Annotated in this window: 19 protein-coding genes; 6 read left to right on the forward strand and 13 right to left on the reverse strand. The window is 56.2% G+C overall.

The window, feature by feature from the left end:
• Window positions 1-14: 14 nt before the first annotated feature.
• From CKW26_RS13440 to CKW26_RS13460, 5 genes are read right to left on the reverse strand one after another with little or no spacing between them, the layout of a single operon-like run.
• A complete protein-coding gene (locus CKW26_RS13440; RefSeq protein WP_095048926.1) occupies window positions 15-1,484 on the reverse strand; it encodes a glycoside hydrolase family 32 protein in 1,470 nt (489 codons plus the stop codon).
• 29 nt (window positions 1,485-1,513) lie between these two features.
• Entirely contained in the window at window positions 1,514-2,659 is a 1,146-nt protein-coding gene (locus tag CKW26_RS13445) for an ABC transporter ATP-binding protein (RefSeq protein WP_256579899.1), read from the reverse strand.
• A 27-nt stretch (window positions 2,660-2,686) separates the two neighbouring features.
• A complete protein-coding gene (locus CKW26_RS13450; RefSeq protein WP_095048928.1) occupies window positions 2,687-3,529 on the reverse strand; it encodes a carbohydrate ABC transporter permease in 843 nt (280 codons plus the stop codon).
• The gene (locus tag CKW26_RS13455) at window positions 3,526-4,488 is read right to left on the reverse strand and encodes a carbohydrate ABC transporter permease (RefSeq protein ID WP_095048929.1); all 963 of its coding nucleotides are present in this window, start codon (window positions 4,486-4,488) and stop codon (window positions 3,526-3,528) included. Before CKW26_RS13455 ends, CKW26_RS13450 begins: the two co-directional genes overlap by 4 nt.
• A gap of 21 nt (window positions 4,489-4,509) precedes the next feature.
• The gene (locus CKW26_RS13460; RefSeq protein WP_095048930.1) at window positions 4,510-5,784 is read right to left on the reverse strand and encodes an ABC transporter substrate-binding protein; all 1,275 of its coding nucleotides are present in this window, start codon (window positions 5,782-5,784) and stop codon (window positions 4,510-4,512) included.
• Window positions 5,785-5,950: 166 nt separating this feature from the next.
• Between CKW26_RS13460 and CKW26_RS13465 the strand changes: the two genes are divergently transcribed.
• From CKW26_RS13465 to CKW26_RS13475, 3 genes are all read left to right on the forward strand, one after another.
• On the forward strand, window positions 5,951-7,516 hold the full coding sequence (locus tag CKW26_RS13465) for a carbohydrate porin (protein WP_095048931.1): 1,566 nt from the start codon (window positions 5,951-5,953) through the stop codon (window positions 7,514-7,516).
• A gap of 93 nt (window positions 7,517-7,609) precedes the next feature.
• Complete coding sequence (locus CKW26_RS13470) at window positions 7,610-8,359, forward strand: hydroxypyruvate isomerase family protein (protein WP_095049091.1); 750 nt, start codon at window positions 7,610-7,612, stop codon at window positions 8,357-8,359.
• 129 nt (window positions 8,360-8,488) lie between these two features.
• The gene (locus CKW26_RS13475) at window positions 8,489-8,893 is read left to right on the forward strand and encodes a thioesterase family protein (RefSeq protein WP_095048932.1); all 405 of its coding nucleotides are present in this window, start codon (window positions 8,489-8,491) and stop codon (window positions 8,891-8,893) included.
• Between the two features lie 327 nt (window positions 8,894-9,220).
• On the opposite strand, the gene CKW26_RS13480 is transcribed toward CKW26_RS13475, so the two are convergent.
• The 4 genes from CKW26_RS13480 to CKW26_RS13495 all read right to left on the reverse strand — a co-directional run bounded on the left by CKW26_RS13480 (window position 9,221) and on the right by CKW26_RS13495 (window position 13,185).
• Entirely contained in the window at window positions 9,221-9,733 is a 513-nt protein-coding gene (locus CKW26_RS13480) for an MltR family transcriptional regulator (RefSeq protein WP_177409252.1), read from the reverse strand.
• A 122-nt stretch (window positions 9,734-9,855) separates the two neighbouring features.
• Window positions 9,856-10,767, reverse strand: coding sequence for a hypothetical protein (locus CKW26_RS13485; protein WP_095048934.1), 912 nt, complete (start codon window positions 10,765-10,767; stop codon window positions 9,856-9,858).
• Window positions 10,768-11,114: 347 nt separating this feature from the next.
• Window positions 11,115-12,344 (reverse strand): hypothetical protein, encoded by a 1,230-nt coding sequence (locus tag CKW26_RS29550; RefSeq protein ID WP_141231857.1) that lies wholly within the window; start codon window positions 12,342-12,344, stop codon window positions 11,115-11,117.
• A gap of 412 nt (window positions 12,345-12,756) precedes the next feature.
• The gene (locus CKW26_RS13495; protein ID WP_095048936.1) at window positions 12,757-13,185 is read right to left on the reverse strand and encodes a hypothetical protein; all 429 of its coding nucleotides are present in this window, start codon (window positions 13,183-13,185) and stop codon (window positions 12,757-12,759) included.
• Between the two features lie 350 nt (window positions 13,186-13,535).
• On the opposite strand from CKW26_RS13495, the gene CKW26_RS13500 reads away from it, so the two are divergent.
• Window positions 13,536-14,471 (forward strand): LysR family transcriptional regulator, encoded by a 936-nt coding sequence (locus tag CKW26_RS13500; protein ID WP_095048937.1) that lies wholly within the window; start codon window positions 13,536-13,538, stop codon window positions 14,469-14,471.
• Here the strand turns inward: CKW26_RS13500 and CKW26_RS13505 are convergent.
• The 4 genes from CKW26_RS13505 to CKW26_RS13520 all read right to left on the reverse strand — a co-directional run bounded on the left by CKW26_RS13505 (window position 14,456) and on the right by CKW26_RS13520 (window position 18,631).
• Window positions 14,456-14,902, reverse strand: coding sequence for a heme-binding protein (locus CKW26_RS13505; protein WP_095048938.1), 447 nt, complete (start codon window positions 14,900-14,902; stop codon window positions 14,456-14,458). The two genes, CKW26_RS13500 and CKW26_RS13505, sit on opposite strands and share 16 nt — an antisense overlap.
• An 11-nt stretch (window positions 14,903-14,913) precedes the next feature.
• On the reverse strand, window positions 14,914-16,263 hold the full coding sequence (locus CKW26_RS13510) for an amidohydrolase family protein (protein ID WP_095048939.1): 1,350 nt from the start codon (window positions 16,261-16,263) through the stop codon (window positions 14,914-14,916).
• 188 nt (window positions 16,264-16,451) lie between these two features.
• Window positions 16,452-17,609 carry a S9 family peptidase gene (locus CKW26_RS13515; protein WP_095048940.1) on the reverse strand — a complete coding sequence of 386 codons (1,158 nt, stop codon included), beginning with the start codon at window positions 17,607-17,609 and terminating at the stop codon, window positions 16,452-16,454.
• A gap of 59 nt (window positions 17,610-17,668) precedes the next feature.
• The gene (locus tag CKW26_RS13520; RefSeq protein ID WP_095048941.1) at window positions 17,669-18,631 is read right to left on the reverse strand and encodes a LysR family transcriptional regulator; all 963 of its coding nucleotides are present in this window, start codon (window positions 18,629-18,631) and stop codon (window positions 17,669-17,671) included.
• 257 nt (window positions 18,632-18,888) lie between these two features.
• Between CKW26_RS13520 and CKW26_RS13525 the strand changes: the two genes are divergently transcribed.
• Both CKW26_RS13525 and CKW26_RS13530 read left to right on the forward strand, forming a co-directional pair.
• Window positions 18,889-19,830 carry a VOC family protein gene (locus CKW26_RS13525; RefSeq protein ID WP_095048942.1) on the forward strand — a complete coding sequence of 314 codons (942 nt, stop codon included), beginning with the start codon at window positions 18,889-18,891 and terminating at the stop codon, window positions 19,828-19,830.
• A gap of 14 nt (window positions 19,831-19,844) precedes the next feature.
• Window positions 19,845-20,207, forward strand: coding sequence for a Rieske (2Fe-2S) protein (locus CKW26_RS13530; protein ID WP_095049092.1), 363 nt, complete (start codon window positions 19,845-19,847; stop codon window positions 20,205-20,207).
• Window positions 20,208-20,334 lie beyond the last annotated feature (127 nt).

A 20,334-nucleotide genomic window follows, 5' to 3' on the forward strand; every position in this document is an offset into this window, starting at 1 on the left:
CCGAATGACGCCGCTCATGACCATGCAGAACCGAGCGGCCATGCCTTGGCAATCGAGACGCGTCCGCCACTCCCGCTTGCCACCAGCTTCACGCCCAGACTGTCGGAACGCGGATAGAGGCGACTGCTGAGGCTGAAGCGGCCGTTTTCGTCGAATACCTCGATGGATGAGCGATCAAGAAACACGCGCAGTTCCAAGCGCTCTTGTGTCGGGTCTATCGCCACGCTGCGCTGGCCTGTGACTTGCGCACCCGAGCGGCTGCGATCAAGCACCAGACGCTGCAGTGATGCATCGTAATAGAGCAGGGTTTCTTCACGGCCATCGTCGCTGCAACGCAAAGCGACTCCCAGGTGGCCGTCAGTGCAGCCGAGCAGATCCAGATGCACATGGATTTCGAGCATGTCGCCGTTTACCTCCGGCACCCAGCGGGCTCCCGACGCTTCCCACCACGGCGTACCCGGCAATAGCGCCATTCGCAGCGCGCTGAGCTCCCGTGCCGGATACACGCAAAGGCGATCGGCGCGCAGCTCAAGTTCGCGGGGCAATCCGAGCATGCCGCACCAGTGATGGGCCTGGCTGGGCATCGGGCTTTCCCACATGTCCAGCCACGCCCAGATGAGGCGCCGACCATCGGCGGCCAACAGCGTCTGCGCCGCATAGAAATCGTGGCCGTTATCCAGCTCGATAAAAGGCCCGCCCGTGAAGTGCCACTGGTTGTCGAGTTGGCCCACTCGATAACCGGTCTGGTACTTGTTGAGCCGGTCATAACCCTCGGCTTGCATGCCTTGCGGAGAGTACAGCAGCACATCGCGTCCATTCAGGCGAAACAGGTCCGGGCATTCCCACATATAGCCATCGCCTTCGCTGCCGGCGGACACATAGTCGAGGAATTCCCAGACGCGCAGATCCGTGGACCGGTACAACGGCAGCAGCGGTCTGTCGCCCAAACGTGCGCCGGCAATCAGGTACCAATAACCATCGTCCTGCCAGACCTTGGGGTCACGAAAGTGCATGATGGCGTCTTGCGGCGCGCTGTCGATGACGGCCCCGTGTTTGACGAAGCGGATGCCATCGGTACTGGTTGCCAGGCACTGCACTTGACGGATCAAGCGTTCGTCACCCACTTCGCCCAGCCAGGTGTGCCCGGTGTAGATCAGGGCCAGGGTATCGCCACAGACCACGGCGCTCCCGGAAAAACAGCCGTCGCGGTCGCAGTCATCGTCGGGTGCCAGCGCAATGGGCAGGTGTTGCCAATGCACCAGATCGGCACTCTTGGCGTGGCCCCAATACATCGGCCCCCATTTCGCATCGAAGGGGTGATGCTGATAGAAAACGTGATATTCGCCACGGAAGTACACGACCCCGTTCGGGTCGTTCATCCAGCCTGCCGGCGGGGCAATATGATAACCGGGTCGATAATCCTCGATGACGCGAGACTGGCTGTCAGCCAGGGCGCGCTGCGCAAGGTCAAGGGTCGAAGACATGGGATCGCTCGGAGTATTCAAAGACAAGGTCATAGGGCGCCTGCTCGGACTGAGCGCAAAGAGAGGTCATCCTGCGCGGATTCAATGGCGTGCGGGTGGCGCTTCAATGCCGTGCCGTCGCTGTCGAACAGATGGATCTTGTTGATGTCCAGCTGCAGTTCGACCCGATCGCCCGCCTGCCATCCGGCGTTGACTTCACAACGACAGATAAGTGGCTCGTCCTGCCCGGTATCCAGGTGCACATAGGTTTCACTGCCCAGGTATTCGACCCCGGTCACGACGACGCCTGCCGTGCCCTGCGCCGCTTTGAGCGACAGGTGTTCCGGACGAACGCCCAGGCTCAGCGAGGCTTCTGCCGCCAGGTCCGAGCTGTCGAAGGGCAGGGTGGTCATCCCCAAAACAGTTGCATCGACCAGGCTGGTTTCGCCCGGCGCATGCAAGCGTGCCGGCAGGAAATTCATTCTCGGCGAACCGAGAAAACCGGCGACAAAGCGGCTGGCCGGGCGCTCATAGAGTTCGCGCGGTGAACCGACCTGCTCGACGTGACCACCATTGAGCACAACAATTTTGTCGGCCAGGGTCATCGCTTCGACCTGATCGTGGGTGACGTAGATCATGGTTGAGCGCAGTCGCGCATGCAGCCGGGCGATTTCGTTGCGCATCTGTACCCGCAAGGAGGCATCCAGGTTGGAGAGCGGCTCATCGAACAACAAAATGTCCGGTTCCCGCGCCATGGCTCTGCCCATTGCTACACGCTGACGCTGCCCTCCAGACAACTCTTTTGGCTTGCGTTGCAGCAGTTTGTCCAATTGCAGGATTTGCGCAGTTTTCAGTACGCGCTCGCGCAAGCTGCTCTTTTCAGTCTTGGCCAGTTTGAGACCGAAACTGATGTTGTCGTAGACGCTCATGTGTGGGTACAGCGCATAGGACTGAAACACCATGCCGACGCCACGCTCGCGCGGCTCCAGGTCGTTGACCCGGCGCCCGTCGATCAGCAGGTCGCCGGCACAGATCGAATCCAGTCCGGCGATCAGCCGCAGCAGCGTCGACTTTCCGCAGCCCGAAGGGCCGACGAATACCACGAATTCACCCGCAGCGATCTCCAGGTTGATGTCGCGAAGAATCCGCGCGCCGCCCAATTGTTTGTTCACGTTGTCCAGTTTCAATTTCATCACGATGCGGTTCCTTGTCTTTATTGGGCATCAACCCTTTAACGCGCCGGCAGTGAGGCCGGAAACGATTCGGCGCTGGAAGATCAGCACCAGAATCACCAGTGGGACGGTGACCAGCACCGAGGCAGCCATCAACAAGCCCCAAGGCAACTCATGGGGGCTGCCGCCGGAAATCAAGGCGATGGCCACCGGCACCGTGCGTTGGCTGTCGGTGAGGGTGAACGTCAGGGCAAACAGGAACTCGTTCCACGCCGCGATGAAGGCCAACAAGCCAGTGGTGATCAGGGCGGGCCAGAGTAGCGGCAACAGCACGCGGGTCAGCGTCACCCAGGGCGACGCACCATCCATGATTGCCGCTTCCTCCAGTTCATGGGGCAGTTGTCCCATGAACGTGGTCAGCACCCAGACGGTGAAGGGCAGGGTGAAAATCGTGTAACTCAGGATCAACGCCCACGACGTGTTGTACAGGCCCAAGGCGCGGATCACTTCGAACAGTCCCGACAGCACCGCGACCTGGGGAAACATCGACACGCCAAGCACCATCATCAACACCGTGCCACGCCCACGGAATTTCACCCGGCCCAAGGCATAAGCAGCGGTCAGGCTGAGGAAAAGCGCCAGGGTGACCACGCACAGCGCAACCACCAGTGAATTACCGATTGCTCGCAGGAACGAGGCCTGGTGGAGGACCGCAGCGTAATTGGAGAAGTCAGGATTTTCGATCCAGTAGCTCACCTCGAACAAGGCGCTGGAGGGCTTCAGCGACGTCACGATGGCGTAGTAGAACGGGAAAACCGCATACAGCAGCAAAACCCCGATCAGGCACCAGAATCCGAGGCGCAACAGCGCTTTTTTCAGCAGGCGCGGGCTCATGCGCGGACCTCCAGTTGACGGCGTCCGAGGTAGAGGTAAAGCATGGCGATCACCGCGACCACGAGAAACAACAGCGTCGACGCCGCGCTGCCGTAACCGACATCCTGGAACTCCACCAAGTGCTGGCGGGCATACACCGACATGCTCATGGTGCTCGAGGAGTTCGAGGTCAGCACATAGATGACGTCGAATACCCGCAGCGAATCAAGGATGCGAAAGATCGCCGCCACCAGCAGTGCAGGCATCAACAGTGGCAGGGTGACGCGCCAGAACACCTTCAGCGGATGAATGCCATCGACCCTGGCCGCTTCGTAGCAATCGCTCGGCAACATCTGCAAGGCCGCCAGCATCAGCAGCGTGACGAAAGGCACGGTCTTCCAGACATCAACGATGATCACCGCCCACATCGACAGGTCGGCATCTGCCGTCCAGGCCAGGGGAGCATCAATCAGGCCGAGGCTGAGCATCAGGTGATTGATGATGCCGAACTGGTCGTTGAGCATCCATGACCAGATCTTCGCCGAGACAATCGTCGGAATCGCCCACGGAATCAGAATCAACGCCCGCACCAGAGAACGGCCGGTGAATTTGATGTTCAGCAGCAACGCCACCAACAACCCCAGCACGACCTCCAGTCCCACCGAGACCACCGTGAAATACAACGTGTTGCGCACTGCATTCCACCACTGTGGATCGACGAGGATGCCCGACCAGCCGGAACCGCTGAACAACAGATAATTGCTCAAGCCTATGAAGGTTGCGCCACCGGTGTCCGCCAGGCTGGCGTCGGTCAGACTGAACCAGAATGTGCGCAGCAGCGGCCAGGCGGCGACCAGGGCCAGGCAGACCAGCATTGGCGTCAGAAACAGCCAGGCAGCGCGCACCCGGCGACGTTGTACAGGCGTTTCCCTCGTGAGCAGCAGCTCGTCAAACGGGGCATGGGTTGTAGAGACAGACATGGTGATTTCCTTCCTTGTGGCTTACCAGTTCCGGCGTTTGATGCGCGTAAGTTCGCTTTCCAGTTCGGCAAGAGCCTGATCGACGGGCAACTCGCCCGCCAGCACGCCATGCACCCGATCGAAGAACGCATTGGAGACCCGTGGATAACGATCGGCGGTGATGGCGGCGGGGCGCATGACCCCAGCGTTGAGAATGCTGTGCAGCTGAGCGTAATAAGGCATGGCCGCGAGCAACTCGGGATCTTGATACAGCGACTCGATTACCGGGTTATAGCCGCCTTTCAGCGCTCGACGTTTTTGCTCTTGGGCACTACTCAGGTAGCTCACCAGCTCAGCGGCAAGTTTGGGATGCGCGCTGTAACGCGATACCGCCAGGCCCCAGCCACCGAGGGTGGAAGCATGCTCGCCGGTTTCGCCGCCGCGGGGCAGGGGGGCGACGCCGACCTTGTCTTTTACGGCACTGTCTTGGCTTTGCACCAAGGCCCAGACATAAGGCCAGTTACGCATGAACAGCGCATTGCCCGACTGGAATACGCCACGTCCTTCTTCCTCGGTGTAATTGAGCACGCCACGCGGAGAGATGTCTCCGACCCAGCTTTTCGCCAGGGTCAACGCCGCTCTCGAGGCCTGACTGTTGACCACGATGTCGCCGCGTTGATTGATCAGTCCGCCTTGCGGCTGGCTGCTGATCCACTCCAGCGCATTGCACGTCAGGCCCTCGTAGGCACGTCCCTGAAAGATGTAACCCCAGGCATTGGCGTTCCCGGCGTTGCGTTCAGCCTGTTGCACATCCCTGGCGGTAGCGGTCATTTCCTCCCACGTTTGAGGAACCTGTTTGTTGTATTTCTCAAGCAGGTCCTTGCGGTAATACAGCAGCCCCGAGTCGGTGAACCACGGCATCGTCACCAGCCGGCCGTTGACCGTGGCGTTATCGACCTGGGCCTGGAAATAGCCTTGGGTCGCGTTGGCGGGAAGCACCTCCCGCAGATCCAGCAGGTGTTTGGCCAGCATCCCCGGCCACACCATGTCGATTTGAATGATGTCGATGTCGGTGGACTGCGCACTGAGGATCTGCTGGTAGAACGACAACCTCTCGGTTGCCGAGTTAGGCGTGGAGACCACCTCGACGTTGTTGCCGGTCTGTTTCGACCATGTCTCGACGGCCTCTTTGCACAGTTGCAACTCCGCACCCACCGCACCGCAAGAGATCGTCAGATCGGTTGCGTTCGACACGGATGGCAGTGCGGCAGACAGGGTGATCAATGCAACTGGCAGGAGCGATTTCAGGTGTTTCATCGAGCGTCCTTTATTTTTGTTTTTAGAAAAGTTAACGTTAACATCGCCAAATGTAGCAGCGTATTTGCGATGAGGCATCCTTTTTTTGTCGTTTGTGACAACTCGCGACTCACGCAAAAAAGGCAACTGCGGCAACCAAAAAATAAAAACAAAACAGGGAATCAACATGCAGAAAGGATCAAGCTGGCTACTGGTCGGCGTGCTCGGCACATCGGCGGCGGCTTCTCAGGGCGCGACACTGGAAGAGCGCATGGCCGCACTTGAAGCGCGTGCCAGCGCAGCGGAAAAGCGTGCAGCCACGGCCGAACAGCAGACCCAGGCACTTGCCCGGGAATTGCAGCAGATCAAATTCGCAACGCCGCCCTCGCAGTCCGTCGCGTCCAACGCAACAGCCATTTCGGCGCCGGCTCTGGATACCCGACTGGCAAAACTCGAAGCCCGTCAGCAAAGCCTGGAGAAGGAGGGCAATTCCGGACACCTCACCGATGGGTTCAGCTTCAACGGCTATGCGCGCTCCGGATTGCTGGTCGACGAGGGGCTGGGTGGTGGGCGTGGCGGCCCTTACACAACGCCGGCCGGTTCGGTGGGCGGGGCAGTCGGGCGACTCGGTAACGAGGACGACACCTACATGCGTATCGACCTGTCGAAAGAGGTCTATGCGCAAAACGGTACCCGTTCCAAGTTCACGGTCTCCATCGCCGACGGCGTGGAAAGCTCCAATGACTGGACGGCCGACGAAAGCAACCTCAACGTACGCCAGGTATTCGCCACGCTCGACCATGTCGCCGCGTTCAAAGGCAATTCAGTATTCGAGAACGCTACGCTGTGGGCGGGCAAGCGCTTCGATAGAGATAATTTCGATATCCACTGGCTGGACTCCGATGTCGTTTACCTGGCCGGCACCGGCGGTGGAATTTACGATGTGCAGATGAACAAGCATTGGCGCTCGAATTACTCGTTGATTGGGCGTAGCTACGGGGATTTCAGTCAGGGCGGTATCAATGCCGATGTGGAAAGCTACGTCCTGACCTCCAACCAGTTCTTCGAGGATGGCCAGTGGCAGTGGATGTACAACGCCATCGGCGCCAAGAAAAACGATTTCGGCACCCACACCAACAAGGCCGGTTTGACGCCTGCGGATAGCGGTTTGCACAGCATGCTGGCCAATCACCAGAAAACCTTTTTCGGCAGGGAAGGCTTCTTCAAAACGGCGCTGCTCTATGGGCAAGGCCTGGGGGCAGAGGTCAAGAACGTTGGCTCGGATGGTGAACTGATCGACGACGCCCGCGCGCTGCGTCTGGCGCTTTACGGTGAGACGCCGCTGACCTCTGACTGGCGCATCGGGCCCAGCTTGCTGGCTGAACAGAGCAAGGATAGATACGTTAAAGGTGACGACTACCGCTGGCTGACCCTCAACGTGCGCTTGGCCAACAAAATCAACAGCAACTTCGAAATGGCCTACGAAATGAGCTGGCAAACCATGAACCTCGACCCCAAGGGCTATCTACAACGTAATGCGGTCGATGGTAACTTCTGGAAATTCACGGTCGCCCCGACATTCAAACTTGACGTCGGCGATCTACTCACGCGTCCGGAGCTGCGAGTGTTCGCCAGCTACATGAACTGGTCTTCGGATCTGGACAGGTTCAGTACTAACGACTCCTTTGGCATGTCCGACTTCCAGGCGGGAGGCGTGTGGCAATACGGCATCCAGATGGAAACTTGGTTTTAATCGTTGAACGCACTTGCGATAGTGCAGTGCTGGAGCGGTGAAGGATGCTCCAGGCTAATGATGTCGTTTCTTCCCAGGATGGATGATTACCCAATGCTCAAGTTCAATGCTCATCTCGGTTTCCAATTCAATGAATTGCCTTTTCTGCAACGCATCGAAGCCGCCGCAGCCGCCGGTTTCCGGGCAGTGGAGTTCCCGTCGCCGTATGAATTCGACGCCAGTCTGCTTGCCGACCATCTAGCCCAATACAGTTTGCCGTTGATTCAGTTCGCCGCCCCGGCGGGCGTGACCAAAGGCATCGCCGCGTTACAGGGCAGGGGCGAGGAGTTTCGCGACGGGTTGCTCCAGGCCGCCCGCTACGCAAAGACCTTGGCGTGTGCGGATGTCCACATCATGTCGGGCGTCACCACGCAGAATGACGCTGAGCGAACCTACGCTGGCAACCTGGAATATGCGGTCAAGTACTTGGAAGACCAGGGGCTGCGGCCGCTTATCGAAGTGATCAGCGCGGAGGCGATGCCGGGCTATTACATGTCCGACTTCAGCAAGGCGCAACAGGTACTGGAGACCTTCCCGAGTGTCGGGCTGATTCTTGATCTTTACCATGCGCAGCTTTTGACCGGAGATGCAGCCGATGTGCTGGCGCGGTTCTATGACAGAACCGTGCATGTGCAAATTGCCGATTGCCCGGGGCGTCACGAACCGGGAACCGGGAGTATCGACTTTGCCGCGTTGTTCGCGGCGCTGGAGCAGCGCGGGTACGCGGGATGGATTGGGTGTGAATACCGTCCTTCTGGAACTACCGTTGCGAGTCTTGACTGGTTCAAGCAGCTAAGTGCTTAGGTGCTAGACGAAAATCTTTGAGTCGCTGATGTGGGGACAATCGCCGGCCATCAAAGGCAGAAGCCCTTGATGGCCGAGCGAGAAGAACTCATCGATATCGGCCTGACGTTGGCGAGTAGGGGGGAGTAAATGCCTGATGCGGTTTTTGTAAGCAGAACTATCTTGTTCGGAGATTGTGATCCGGCAGGGGTGGTTTACACCCCGCGATTCTCATATTTTGCTGTAGAGGCCATTGGTATAGCACTCGACAGATGGGTAGGGGGGCCGGGGCTTAGGGCGGTGATGAGTTTTAATATATTGCCGCCGGTGCGTGCGATGTCGATCGAGTTGCTGTCTCCGGTGACGTGGGATGACGAATTGACTATTAAAGTCAGCGTGGCCAGGTTGGGCGAGCACTCTTTTACTTTTTTGGTTGAGGGTTTTATAGGCGAAGGCGTGCTGGCATTTACCGCGAATGTCACACACGTTTGTGTCTCACCGGAAAGTAAGGAAGTTGTACCCATTCCAGCTCCGTTGCGAGCGCTTCTTTCGTAGACGATCAGACGGACTCAACAAACGTTTGGGGGGCTGTCGAGTGTCCGGTTGCGGCCAAAATCTAACGTCCTTCACCGGCAGCTCTAGGCGACTGCAGCCTTGGTGACCGGCAGCAATCGGCCAATAGCTGCCGGTCAACATTATCCTGAGATGATTAGTTAAACATCATTACCTCTGACTACATCCGCGAAGCGTTAGACTGTGTTGCATCGATCATGAGGTATTCTCTTAGAGACCGTTTCGACCCAAGAGCCCTTTCGGACGCCGGGCTAAGTAATACCTACCTCAAAATTCTGTGTCGTCGGAACTAGCACCCTTCGTGAAACGCTAGAAAATCGACGTCGACGGATGCTGAGCACGCTGTTCAAATTTCGCTTTATTACGTCGTTCAAGTAACAACAAGGTTATTGAAATAGCGACGATTTGGAATCTATCCCGAGGAGAGTAATCCCCAGTGATGGCAGCATTTTTTATCCTCGCCTCTGAGAATAGTTTAAAGGATGAGCAACGATCCTTGACTATTTTAGTGGAAAAACTCCAGCCATGTTCCTCGTGCGCAAAGGAATTTCTGATTCTTCTGATTAGATTGAGGTCGTGGCATTCTTGTTCGGAAAGTAAACCGAGGGAGAAGGCGATGGTGATTCTAGATGAAAATGTTGATAGCGGATTTGTGCCTTCAAATATTTCCTTCAATGCCGTGGGTGACATGCTGATAAAAAAATCTGTTAGAAGATCTTTCAGTCTGTTTTCAAGGTTCGCAGCTATAATTAAAGCACAACTTCTATCCGTCTCAGTTTTTACTTCAGCTAGCATTTCTTGCATTTTTTTATAATCGGACATGTACATAACTCCAAATACAGGCGGAAAATTCATATAAAATCGCGGCTGAGGTTCATAAGGGAATGCCACTAGCCTTCTATATGCCGTAGTAAGGGGGGCAGAGCCTACGAGGCTTCAGTGTTTTAGCCGCCCGAAACAATCTTTACGTCTTCTCCTTTTACATGAATGAAGTCATAAGATCTGAGATCGTTAGGAACGAGATAATGAGCGCCCCTAATTTTTGAGGTAGCAGTTAGGAAGGTAATGTCTTCGTCGATCATATATGAGTAGGAGGTTAACCCGGAGCCGAAGAGCCCATCTGCGCCCTTGGGGTACGATGGGTATTTTTGAATGTTGTACTTAGATTGCAAGATTTTAACAAATGCTTTTTCTGCGTCTGCTGCTAGAGTTTTTTTGTCTAGGAAACCTGGCGGTGTAGAGTCGTCCTCAGTTAATATTTTCACTGCGTAGTCATCAATGTCGAACAGGAATATATATAGCTCGTCGCTCAATCTCGCGGTGGGCGAGTACTGAGTTTCGTTAGTTAATATCCGAAGCCTATTCTTATGTCCATTCTCGAATAGCCTAGAAAAACTGTCCCCTTCCTTCGATATCCCTACGTAATACAAATTGTATTTTGTAAATGGCGACGTGTCGTCAAGTCCGTTTATAAATAAGCGGTTTCGCCATGAATCAAACAGTACCTTGTCAGTTGTGGCCCAGTAAAGGCTCTCCAATTGAGGAGTTTGAGGGTTATAAATTTTTATAGAGCGTGGCCCAAGCTCAATTTCTATAGGGGAGTCATAGTTTCCGATGAGTTCTGAAATGCAAATGCTGAGATTTTTTCTTTCATATTCGCCGCAAACAAGATCAAACAAAATTTTGTTGCTCACAACATCGTAATTGCGAAATAGCACCTCTCGGCGCTGCGCAAGCATGTATAACTTGCTTTTTTTCACATACTCTCTTACTGCCCTCACTTCCCAGAGCCATTCTGCGAACTGATTCGAAATCGGCGGATATACCAGTTTTAAGAGATTGGTTGAGGTATACATTCACTATCCATGTGTAGCTGAAATAAATAGTAACCACATGTAATCACGGGGCTGACGAAAAAATGCCACTTTTCAGTTTGCTACATCCCTAGCGATGGGGGCAAGCCCTAAAAGAGGTCGAGTATGGTTTGTCCGATGGGTCCCCATCGTCGATTGAGTGACAAAATACGAAGCGAATGCGTGATCAACGTGAGTGCCCACTTTCGACCCAGAGCGGACCTTCGCTAGGTCCACCGCCTCGGGAAACCCCCAAGTAAACTCAAGCGAAAAAATCCCAAATATTGAGCTGTTAACTCAATTTTGTATTGCATTTAAAATAGCTCAGTGCTTGAAGAAAGCTCATTTTGTCATTTGTTTCGGTCAGTGAGTTTGAGGACTTCTACGAGTTTATCTAGCACCTTCGGCTCGAATCCATCGGTTGTTATTTTAGAAAAGGCGCTTTCGGTAGCAATGTTCCAGTTCTCAAATATATCGATTAGTTCTTTACCGTCTACTGAGTTTCCGTATATTTCCAAGTAGAGTTTCCCAAAATTAATTGCGTGCGCTCGATCGGCTCTTTTAATCGCTTCATGCATATATGCATTGCTCACGGTAAAGGCGTGCTTTGCCCATAGACCCAAAACCCCTAGAACTACTAGGCCTTTGAACGAAACGAAAAGCAGACTTTGCCAGGCAAGGTTAGATAATTTTTCACCATAGACATATCCATATAAAGAAATTCCGATGGTTCCCGCAATCGCTAGTGCTAGTACAACCGAACCGTGAACACTCCAGTGCATAGCTTTTTTTCGGTAGTGCGCCTCTCTTGTTTCTAGAACATTCACCGCTGCTGCAACATATTCTGGGACTTTCAATTCAATCCGCTGTTGAACCTGCTTGCTAGTGGCGCGCTCAAACTCTTTTATTCTTTTGGCAAGCTCAAGCTCGCGAATTTTTATTTCATCTTCCTGTTTTGCAATGTGGTTTTGTAGGTCTACTAGACGATTTTTTGCTTCGCTGGACATTGATTCGAAGTGCTCGCGTTTAATGCGCGCCTCATCATCAAACCCGCGAAGCATGTCTTCTTTGTCACGAATGGCTGCTTCGAGATCACTTAATAATCTTCGCTTTTCATCCAGCAGTGATTGTGAGGAATCATTAGTACTTTGCTTGAGTTGCAATATTAGTTTTTCTTGACTTTGGATATATTCGGACCACTGCTTTCTTCGGTCATTTGGAAGTGCCGATGCGATAGAAAGTCGCGATTTCTTAGAGCCGGCTGAATCTACAAGCTTCCCAATGAGCTCATCAGAGGCATTCGATAATAGCTTAGATAGCTGTTTAGGCTGGATTATCTCTACCAGATTAGCAATAGCTGACTCGCTAGCTCCTAACAAGACTTTCTGCAGCGTGCTTGTATTTATTATTGTAAAAAGCCTGCCTAAAGACTGATGATCTAGACCTTGTAAAAGGGCATCAAGTGTTTCGTGCGAACCTGAGTTTATCAAGCTTAAGAGATCTAGTTCTGTTGCTTGATTTACTATGCTAGGTATATCTCGCTTAGAGGCTGTCCTTATTTCCAAGCTTAATTCAGTCACTTGATAACCTTATTTAAAATTAATATTAACTGCCTGCCAATTAATCCAGTCCAGGCAAAACAGCACGTTGAGGCTACGTTCCCTGAGCTAGAAGGTCAATATTGAAATGCCATCATTCCGGCGCAAACTCGAGAGCTAAAACAAGAAATAGTCGAATCCAGCCTCCGAGTGTAGGGTCCTTAGAAGGAACGGCAGAAGCTTGACCGTCGCCTTTTGGCCGAAAGCAAGCGATCGTGAGTGTCTGCTTTTGGCCGATTGCTGCCGCTCACGAGTGAGCGCTTTCGGCCAAAAGCAGCCGCTCGGGAGTGGCGTGTTTTGACCGGACGCTGCCGCACCCGAACGGTTGCATGGGCTGATAGAGAACATCTGCTTTACGCCCCACTCTCAGCAAAGGGCCGGCACCCTGATGAACTCATTCACTGAGCATGTCGCCAGTTTGACGTCTTTTTCTCACACAACTGATCGTCAAAAGCACACCGGCTGCAATGCCTTGTGTACCGCACATAAGCCAGATTAGGCCTATGTGAAAAAGAACCCAGGCACTCAAACCTAAAATCAGTGTTAACAATACCCCAAGTACAAGTAGTGGCAGGTGTTGCACAGAGGGGCTGTCCTCGAGCGAGTCGGAAAAAATGCTCCAGCATGCCCATTGCGAGAACAGCGACAGCAGAAGCCACAACATGATCACCCCCCAACCTGAAAAGGATTGTGAGGTGAACAGGTTGATCGTCGAGGTGATGGTGAACCAAAGAGTGAAGACGAATGTAGTGCTTGAAGGTACGGTATAGGCTGGAAGGGCAATGGCTATCTGAATCAACTTGAGTGTTTGCAAACGAGTCATTCATACGCTCCCTGCGAGTTGAATTTTACCGCGCCCTATGAACTCTTCAGTGACTATAGATCAGGAGTTCTTTGAGGAGAGTATGCTGACGGTCAGCTTTTAGCCGATTACCGTCATCCACGAGCATCGATTTTCGAGCAACCTATGAGTTGCTCTCGATCAAAGGTGTCGCAGGGCTTTTGCTTACCTGCTATAGCGCGCACTGGCGCTTGGTATCTTCGTTAGCGATACCTCCCAACGACACATGCGATTGGCGCATGGGTACACAGCTCGCTAAGGTCATGATTCGTTTTTGATCCTGCCCGCAAACCGGGCGCAAAGACGTCACCATCACCTTCAGCGGAACCGACATGCGATATCGACGCCTCGACCTTAATCTCTTGGTTGCGCTGGACGCTTTGCTGAGCGAATGCAGCGTCAGCCGGGCGGCCGAGCGCCTGTGCCTGGGGCAGTCAGCTGCCAGTTCGGCATTGGGCCGCTTGCGTGAGCATTTCAACGACCCGTTACTCGTGCAAGTGGGCCGACGCCTGGAGCTCACCGCGTTGGGGCAGACGTTGCTGCCCAAAGTACGTGCAGCGTTGGCACTGACCCGGGAGATCGTTGACGCGCCGCTGAATTTTGATCCGGCGAACTGCGACCGACACATCACTCTGGTGGCCTCTGATTACGTCGCCGACGTGCTGCTCCCAGCGGTCAGCCGTGTTTTGGCGCGCATCGCTCCGGGCATTCGCTTGAGCCTGCGCGACATGCCTGTCCCGCGCGACGGTGATGTCGTCAGCGAAGCGCTGGATTATCGGCGCAGTGATTGCGTGATCGTGCCGCAACGACGGCTGAATCCGGCCTATCCCCATGTGCCGCTCATGACTGACCAGCTCTGTTGTATCGTCTGCGCGCAACAGCCACAGTTTGCCGAGCAACTGAGCCTGGCCGACTTTTGCGGCGCGGCGCACGTGGTGCGCGAGTTTGCCAACGGGCAAAACCTGGCAATGGATGCCGTGCACCTGCATGAACTCGGCATTGAGCGGCGAGTGGCGGTGACCGTTGAAAGCTTTGTGCTGATGCCGCAATTCATTGTCGGCACCGCGCGCATTGCCACGGTGTTTCAACGACAGGCGCAGCGCTTCGCTCAGCGTTATCCGTTGCGCATTCACCCGGCACCGATTGCTTTTCCCGAGGCCGTTCAAGTCTTGCAATGGCATCCCTATCAAGAACATGACCCGGTCATGCAGTGGTTTCGCGGCCTGCTTCTGGAACAGGCCGCGTTGCTCGATCAACCCTCTGTCTGATCGCCGCTGTCGGCGACCAATCCGGCCTTGGCGATGGCCAGCAATGCGCAGCGTTCGTCGTTGTCCGAGGTATCGCCACTGATGCCGATGGCCCCGAGCACCACGCCCTCGGCATTACGAATCAGCACGCCGCCCGCCACCGGAATCACTTCACCGCCGGTCAAACTGTTGATCGCATCGAAAAACGCCGGCATGGCTTGCGCGCGTCGCGCCAGTTCACGGCCTCCAAAACCCATACCCAGGCAGCCACGCGCCTTGCCGTTGGCGATTTGCGTGCGCAGGAACGTGGCGTGTTCGTCGCGCAGAACGGCCAACGGATGACCGGCGGCATCCAGTACGGCGACGCCCAGCGGTTTGATCCCGGTTTCCCGAGCGATGCGGATGGCATCGCTGGCCATGTTCGTCGCAGTCCGTAAATCAAGTCGTTGCATGGCCTCAGTCCTCATACAGCCCACTTGCCCAGTTGGGCAACGCGGTCGCGGGTGTAAAGGTCCGTCCATTTCAGCGAATTGAAGTCGGACACTTGCTTGGGGTTGTAGGGGCTGCGATCCATGCGCGCCGGTTGGCCGGCCTTGTAAACGGCCTTCAGGCGCGAGCGATCCTGAAGGATGCGGATGTCATTCAGCGGTGAACCGTCGAGCACGAGGAAGTCTGCCTGCTTGCCCACTTGCAGCGAGCCGAGGGTTTCACCGCGCGGCATACAGCGCGCACCGACAGCGGTCGCGGTATATAGCGCTTCGGCCGGAGTGAATCCCAGGCGCGTGACCAACAGCTCCAGTTCGCGCGCATGCCATTCGCCATAGGGCGTCACCGCAAAACCGCTGTCACTGCCGCAGGCGAACGGTACGCCGGCCGCTTTGGCGCGTTTGAGTACCGCCGAACCGACCTCCAGCGTGCGTGCGCAATAACCCGCATAACCGGTGCTGATCGCCGGATCATGGGGCTGGCAGAAGTCCACGGTGTTCTGCGGGAACGTCATGGTCGGGGCTAGGATGCTGCCGGCCTCGAGCAACGCTTCTATGCACGCGTCGTCCATGTAAAAGGCATGGAAAACCAGATCAACGCCTGCACGCGCCGCGTACATCACGGCTTCGCGACCGTAAGCATGGGTGGCGACCTTGCAGCCCAGACGGTGCGCTTCCTCAACCATTTCGAAGGTTTCGTCGGCAGTGAAGGCCGCAATGATTTCGCCATTGGGACGACGGTGCGTGCCGTCCATGGCGATCTTGATCAGGTCGACGCCGTCCTTGGCCTGCTTGCGAATCTCCGCGAGGGCGTCGCTACGGCTGGTGACCAATTGGGCGGTGAAGTATTCAGGAGCACCGACCCGGCTCGGGAACCAGTCATTGAGACTCTGCCGATTGGTGATGACGCGGCTGCTGGCTGCGATCCTCGGCCCTTCAAATAAACCTGCGGTCACCGCATTGCGCACCGCAATGCTGAGCTGGCCGCTGTCGCCGGGGCAGACCATGCTGGTGACGCCGGCGGCCAGTACGTGTTGCGCGAAGAACATCCCGCGCAACGCGCGAAATTCGTCACTGGTCCATAGATCAATGTCTTCTTCGCTTTGAGCGTTGCCGAAGGCCAAATGCGTGTGCACGTCCACCAGCCCCGGCATCACGAAATTATCCCCCGCATCCACCTGGGTATCGCCTGGCTTGGGAGCGGGTGCCAGCGCGGTGGGCCCAACGTAACTGAGCAGGCCGTTTTCGACGATCAATGTCTGTTGTTGGCGGGTCTCCAGTCCGGTGCCGTCAAACAGGGTCTGGCATTTCAGGTACAGGGCAGTCATGGCGTCTTCGCTATGTGATTGTTATGCAAAGAGAGGCTAGTAAGCAGGCGAGGAGACGACCAGCAGATTGCATCGATGGCTGCGTATTGATGGCATCAATAGCTGCGCCAGCGCTTGAATTCGTTAATGCAAAACGCCGGACAATCGAAAGATTATCCGGCGTTTTTTATGGCGTGTTTTTCAGTGGATCAAGCGGTGCGACCGCCGAGGGTTTCAGCAACCCAGTCAGCAATGTATTGCCCGGCATTGATGCTGTTGTCGAAGCTCGAATGCTGCACACCACCTTCACGTTCGGTGAAGATTTTCAGTTCACATTTTGGACTGTTGACCAATTGTTCGTAGGTGCGATGCGCCCATTTCAACGGAATCTGCGAATCCTGCTCACCATGGGTCACCAGGAACGGCACCTTGATCCGGTCGAGCACGCCATCGAGGTGGACGTTTTCGGCGATGGTCATGAACTCTTCGACGTCCTTGGCGCCCCACACCCAGCAGACATGCGCCCAGTAGTGCGGTACCGGGAAACTGCCTTCTTTTTCCAGTCGACGCTTTTGCACATCACGCCAGTCGTGGTTGGCGCCCCACACAACGCCGCAGGCGAAGCGCGGTTCGAATGCAACCGCACGCGGGCAGTAATAGCCGCCCAATGAGACACCTTCGAGTCCAATGCGTGCAGCATCAACGTCGTTTCGGGTTTCCAGCCAATCCACCACGCGACTGGCCCAGTGTTCACTGTCGAATCGTGCGGTCAGGCCATGCAGGCGCAGCGCTTCGCCGGTGCCGGGCTGGTCGATGATCAGCGAAGAGATGCCGCGTTTCGCCAGCCACGCTGGCAGGCCCACGCGGTATTTCATTTCTTTGGTCGAGTCCAGACCGTTGACCTGCACCAGTATCGGCGCCGGCCCCTCGACGCCTTCGGCGCGCACCAGCAAGCCGGAAAGATGTTTGCCTTCGTAAGGAATTTCCACCCGTTCACAGTTTTCACGCGACAGTTCGACGCCGCGCTTGAAGGTCTGGAGAAAACGCTGATAAAGCTCGGTACGCCCCGGAGCGCCGTGGGCTTGCAAACGCTCGCAGGTCAAATAGTAAGTGGCGGCGCGGTTGTATTTTTCGCCAGCCGAGAGCATCCGGCCATTGCCTTCGTCTTCCTCGGCCAGACCGCAGAGCTTGTCGGCCATTTTCGCCCAGGTTTCGCGAAAGGCTCGAGTGCCGGCGGCGTCCGGCTGCTTGGCCGCCTCTTGCAGCGGGGCGCACATCTCTTCGATTTCACCCATGCGGGCGCCCATTTCAATGGCCAGGTCGACAGAGAGATTCCAAACGTAGTTGGTCGGGAAATAGCGAAACATGATTATTGTTGTCCTTATGGTTGCCTTGGCATTCCCAAGGCACGTTAAGGATCACCCGACTAATTGGCCAATCGTGACGGCGGATACGAGGTATCGCGAGATACGATGGGCACGTGTTGCAGATGCTGGATGGATTCGCTGATGCGTTCGCGCAGCCAGCGGTGCATCGGGTCGCCATCAACGCTGCGGTGCCACAACATGTACTCGCGCATGACCGGGATTTTCACCGGCGGCGGCAGGATGCGCAGCGGCAGATAGTGCGCGTAGAGGTTCGCCAGGCGCTGGTGCATCGTGGCGATGCGCTGCGTGCCGACAATCAGTTGCGGCAGGGTATTGAAGTCGCTGGTGATCACTTCAATGCGCCGATTGAAGCCGTATTGATTCATGAACCATTCTTCGATGCTCATGTGCCGGGTACGGCCGAAGCCCACCGAGACATGGCCCATCTCCATGTACTGCTCAAGGGTCAGGCTGTCGCCGACTTGCGTATTGCCTTGCCACACCACGCACACGTGTTCTTCCTCGAACAGCAGGCGCGAAGGGTGGCCCTCAATGATGTAGCGCTCGGGAACAATCATCAGGTCGACCTCGCCACGTACCAGCAACTCGCCGGAATTGTCGCTGGGGCCGAGCATTTCAAAGGTGATGTTGGGCGCTTGCTGGTGAATGTTCTGGATCACCTGGGCGAACAGCACGCTGATCAGATAGTCCGAGGTCACCAAGCGAAAATGGCGCTTGCTGGTGGCCGGGTCGAACACCGGTTTGGCGGTGATTGAAGACTGGATCGTCAGCAGGACTTCACGCACCGGTTTGGCCAGTTCCGTGGCATAGGGCGTGGGCTGCATCTTGCGTCCCACCTGGACCAGCAACTCATCCTCAAAGTAGGTGCGCAAACGCGCGAGCACGCCGCTGGTGGCGGATTGGGTCATGTGCAGGCGTTCGGCAGCGCGGGTGATGTTCTGCTCTTCGAGCAATACATCGAGCGCGACCAGCAGGTTCAGGTCCAGATGGTTGAAACGCATGGGCAGGTCCGTTTTTGTATTTATTTTCGCAATACATTCGAACGAATCCATTGGCGCGTCAACCTTCGTCGCAGGTATCGCGTTTGCCGATAGGTCGCATCCCGACTCGCGATTAGTCAGCGCTCAGCCCGTACGCCAATCTTCGCCGCAGTCGGCCCTGCTGCCGACACCACCACCGGTTTCCAGTCAGGCCCGGCGCGCTGCAAGGCGTCCATGGCGACCGTCACCGGATCATAATTTCAATGGAGTGGTAAGCCATGAACATCATTGGCCTTGATGCCCTGATTTTTGGCGTCGATGACATTCAAGCCTGCACCGATTGCCTGCGCGACTACGGCCTTGCGCCGGTCGGCGTTGACAGCGAAGGCGGGCGTTTCGAAGCGCTGGACGGCACCGCCGTGATTATCCGTCGAGCCGACGATCCTGATTTGCCGGCGGCAATCGGCCCGGCGCCGTCCATTCGCGAGACGGTCTACGGGGTCGGCGCGATCAGCGATCTGGATGCCATCGAAGATGAGCTGGCCCGAGATCGCATCGTCCGTCGTGATCAGCACGACGTGCTGCACAGCGTTGACGACATGGGTTTCGCGATCGCTTTTCAGGTCAGCGTACGCAGGCCTTACAGCGCACCGGATGACCTGACCAATGCCGCCGGTCATGCGCCACAGCGGCCACTTAACCAGCCGGGCATTACCCTCGATATGGGCGCTGCTCCGCGCACTTTGTCCCACGTGGTGTATTTCGTCCCTGATGCGGCAAAGGCTGAAGCCTTTTACGCCGAGCGTCTGGGTTTTCGCACCACCGACACTTTCATTGGCGCCGGGCCGTTCATGCGCCCGGCAGGCTCCGATGATCACCATTGCCTGTTCATGATCCAGACCCCGCCGCACATGAAAGGCTGCGAACACTTCACCTTCCACATGGGCAGTGGCACCGAAGTGCTGCTGGCCGGGACGCGATTCGAGCAAAAGGGCTGGACCAGTTTCTGGGGCCCTGGCCGTCACCTGTTTGGCTCCAACTGGTTCTGGTACTTCAACAGTCCGTTGGGCTGCCACATTGAATACGACGCTGACATGGACAAGCACGATGACGCCTGGGAGGCCCGTCGCGCGCCGCTGTCGGCGGATAACTCGCAGCTGTTCCTGTTCAGCGCGAAAGAAAAATGGGCGCCGGGCGGTCCGCCGCCGAAGCTCGGTTGAGGGCCGCGCTGATCATGAGCGCTATTGCGCAGCCATTGTGTCGGCTGGACGAATTGGAGGAGGGCCGGGCGCGCGGGTTCGATCCGTTGGCGCAGGGACGCGACAGCGTGTTTGCCCTGCGTCATGACAATCAGGTGCGGGTCTATCGCAACCGTTGCCCGCATCTGGACGTGCGCCTGGAGTATCGCAAGGACCGTTTCCTGTCCGCCGATGGCCAGCTGATCGTCTGCTACGCCCACGGTGCGCAATTTCTGCCGGCGACGGGCGAGTGCATTTACGGCCCGTGCCTGGGCCAGACGCTGGAGACGCTGCCGAGCTGCGAGAAGGATGGCTGGCTGCTGGTGCAAATGCCTGAAGGCTTGCCGCTGCCAGGATAAATCGAGGTATCGCGTACGGCGATACATCGCATCCCTACTCGCGATTAGTCAAATCCCTGCTTTGCCGGGAAGCTTCATCCAACGATGCCGTGCCCGACGCAGCATCGATCACAAGAATAAAAAGAGA

Origin of the sequence: Pseudomonas sp. Irchel s3h9 (genome assembly GCF_900187475.1) — a bacterium.
Taxonomy (GTDB): Bacteria; Pseudomonadota; Gammaproteobacteria; order Pseudomonadales; family Pseudomonadaceae; genus Aquipseudomonas; species Aquipseudomonas neuropathica.

Excerpts from the sequence above, each read along its gene's own strand:
- CKW26_RS13440 (WP_095048926.1), bottom strand. The coding sequence starts at position 1,484 with ATGTCTTCGACCCTTGACCTTGCGCAGCGCGCCCTGGCTGACAGCCAG.
- CKW26_RS13530 (WP_095049092.1), top strand. The coding sequence starts at position 19,845 with ATGAGCGCTATTGCGCAGCCATTGTGTCGGCTGGACGAATTGGAGGAG.
- CKW26_RS13505 (WP_095048938.1), bottom strand. The coding sequence starts at position 14,902 with ATGCAACGACTTGATTTACGGACTGCGACGAACATGGCCAGCGATGCC.
- CKW26_RS13465 (WP_095048931.1), top strand. The coding sequence starts at position 5,951 with ATGCAGAAAGGATCAAGCTGGCTACTGGTCGGCGTGCTCGGCACATCG.
- CKW26_RS13515 (WP_095048940.1), bottom strand. The coding sequence starts at position 17,609 with ATGTTTCGCTATTTCCCGACCAACTACGTTTGGAATCTCTCTGTCGAC.
- CKW26_RS13510 (WP_095048939.1), bottom strand. The coding sequence starts at position 16,263 with ATGACTGCCCTGTACCTGAAATGCCAGACCCTGTTTGACGGCACCGGA.
- CKW26_RS13520 (WP_095048941.1), bottom strand. The coding sequence starts at position 18,631 with ATGCGTTTCAACCATCTGGACCTGAACCTGCTGGTCGCGCTCGATGTA.
- CKW26_RS13480 (WP_177409252.1), bottom strand. The coding sequence starts at position 9,733 with ATGTCCGATTATAAAAAAATGCAAGAAATGCTAGCTGAAGTAAAAACT.
- CKW26_RS13500 (WP_095048937.1), top strand. The coding sequence starts at position 13,536 with ATGCGATATCGACGCCTCGACCTTAATCTCTTGGTTGCGCTGGACGCT.
- CKW26_RS13455 (WP_095048929.1), bottom strand. The coding sequence starts at position 4,488 with ATGTCTGTCTCTACAACCCATGCCCCGTTTGACGAGCTGCTGCTCACG.
- CKW26_RS13525 (WP_095048942.1), top strand. The coding sequence starts at position 18,889 with ATGAACATCATTGGCCTTGATGCCCTGATTTTTGGCGTCGATGACATT.
- CKW26_RS13470 (WP_095049091.1), top strand. The coding sequence starts at position 7,610 with ATGCTCAAGTTCAATGCTCATCTCGGTTTCCAATTCAATGAATTGCCT.
- CKW26_RS13460 (WP_095048930.1), bottom strand. The coding sequence starts at position 5,784 with ATGAAACACCTGAAATCGCTCCTGCCAGTTGCATTGATCACCCTGTCT.
- CKW26_RS13450 (WP_095048928.1), bottom strand. The coding sequence starts at position 3,529 with ATGAGCCCGCGCCTGCTGAAAAAAGCGCTGTTGCGCCTCGGATTCTGG.
- CKW26_RS13475 (WP_095048932.1), top strand. The coding sequence starts at position 8,489 with ATGCCTGATGCGGTTTTTGTAAGCAGAACTATCTTGTTCGGAGATTGT.
- CKW26_RS13495 (WP_095048936.1), bottom strand. The coding sequence starts at position 13,185 with ATGACTCGTTTGCAAACACTCAAGTTGATTCAGATAGCCATTGCCCTT.
- CKW26_RS13485 (WP_095048934.1), bottom strand. The coding sequence starts at position 10,767 with ATGTATACCTCAACCAATCTCTTAAAACTGGTATATCCGCCGATTTCG.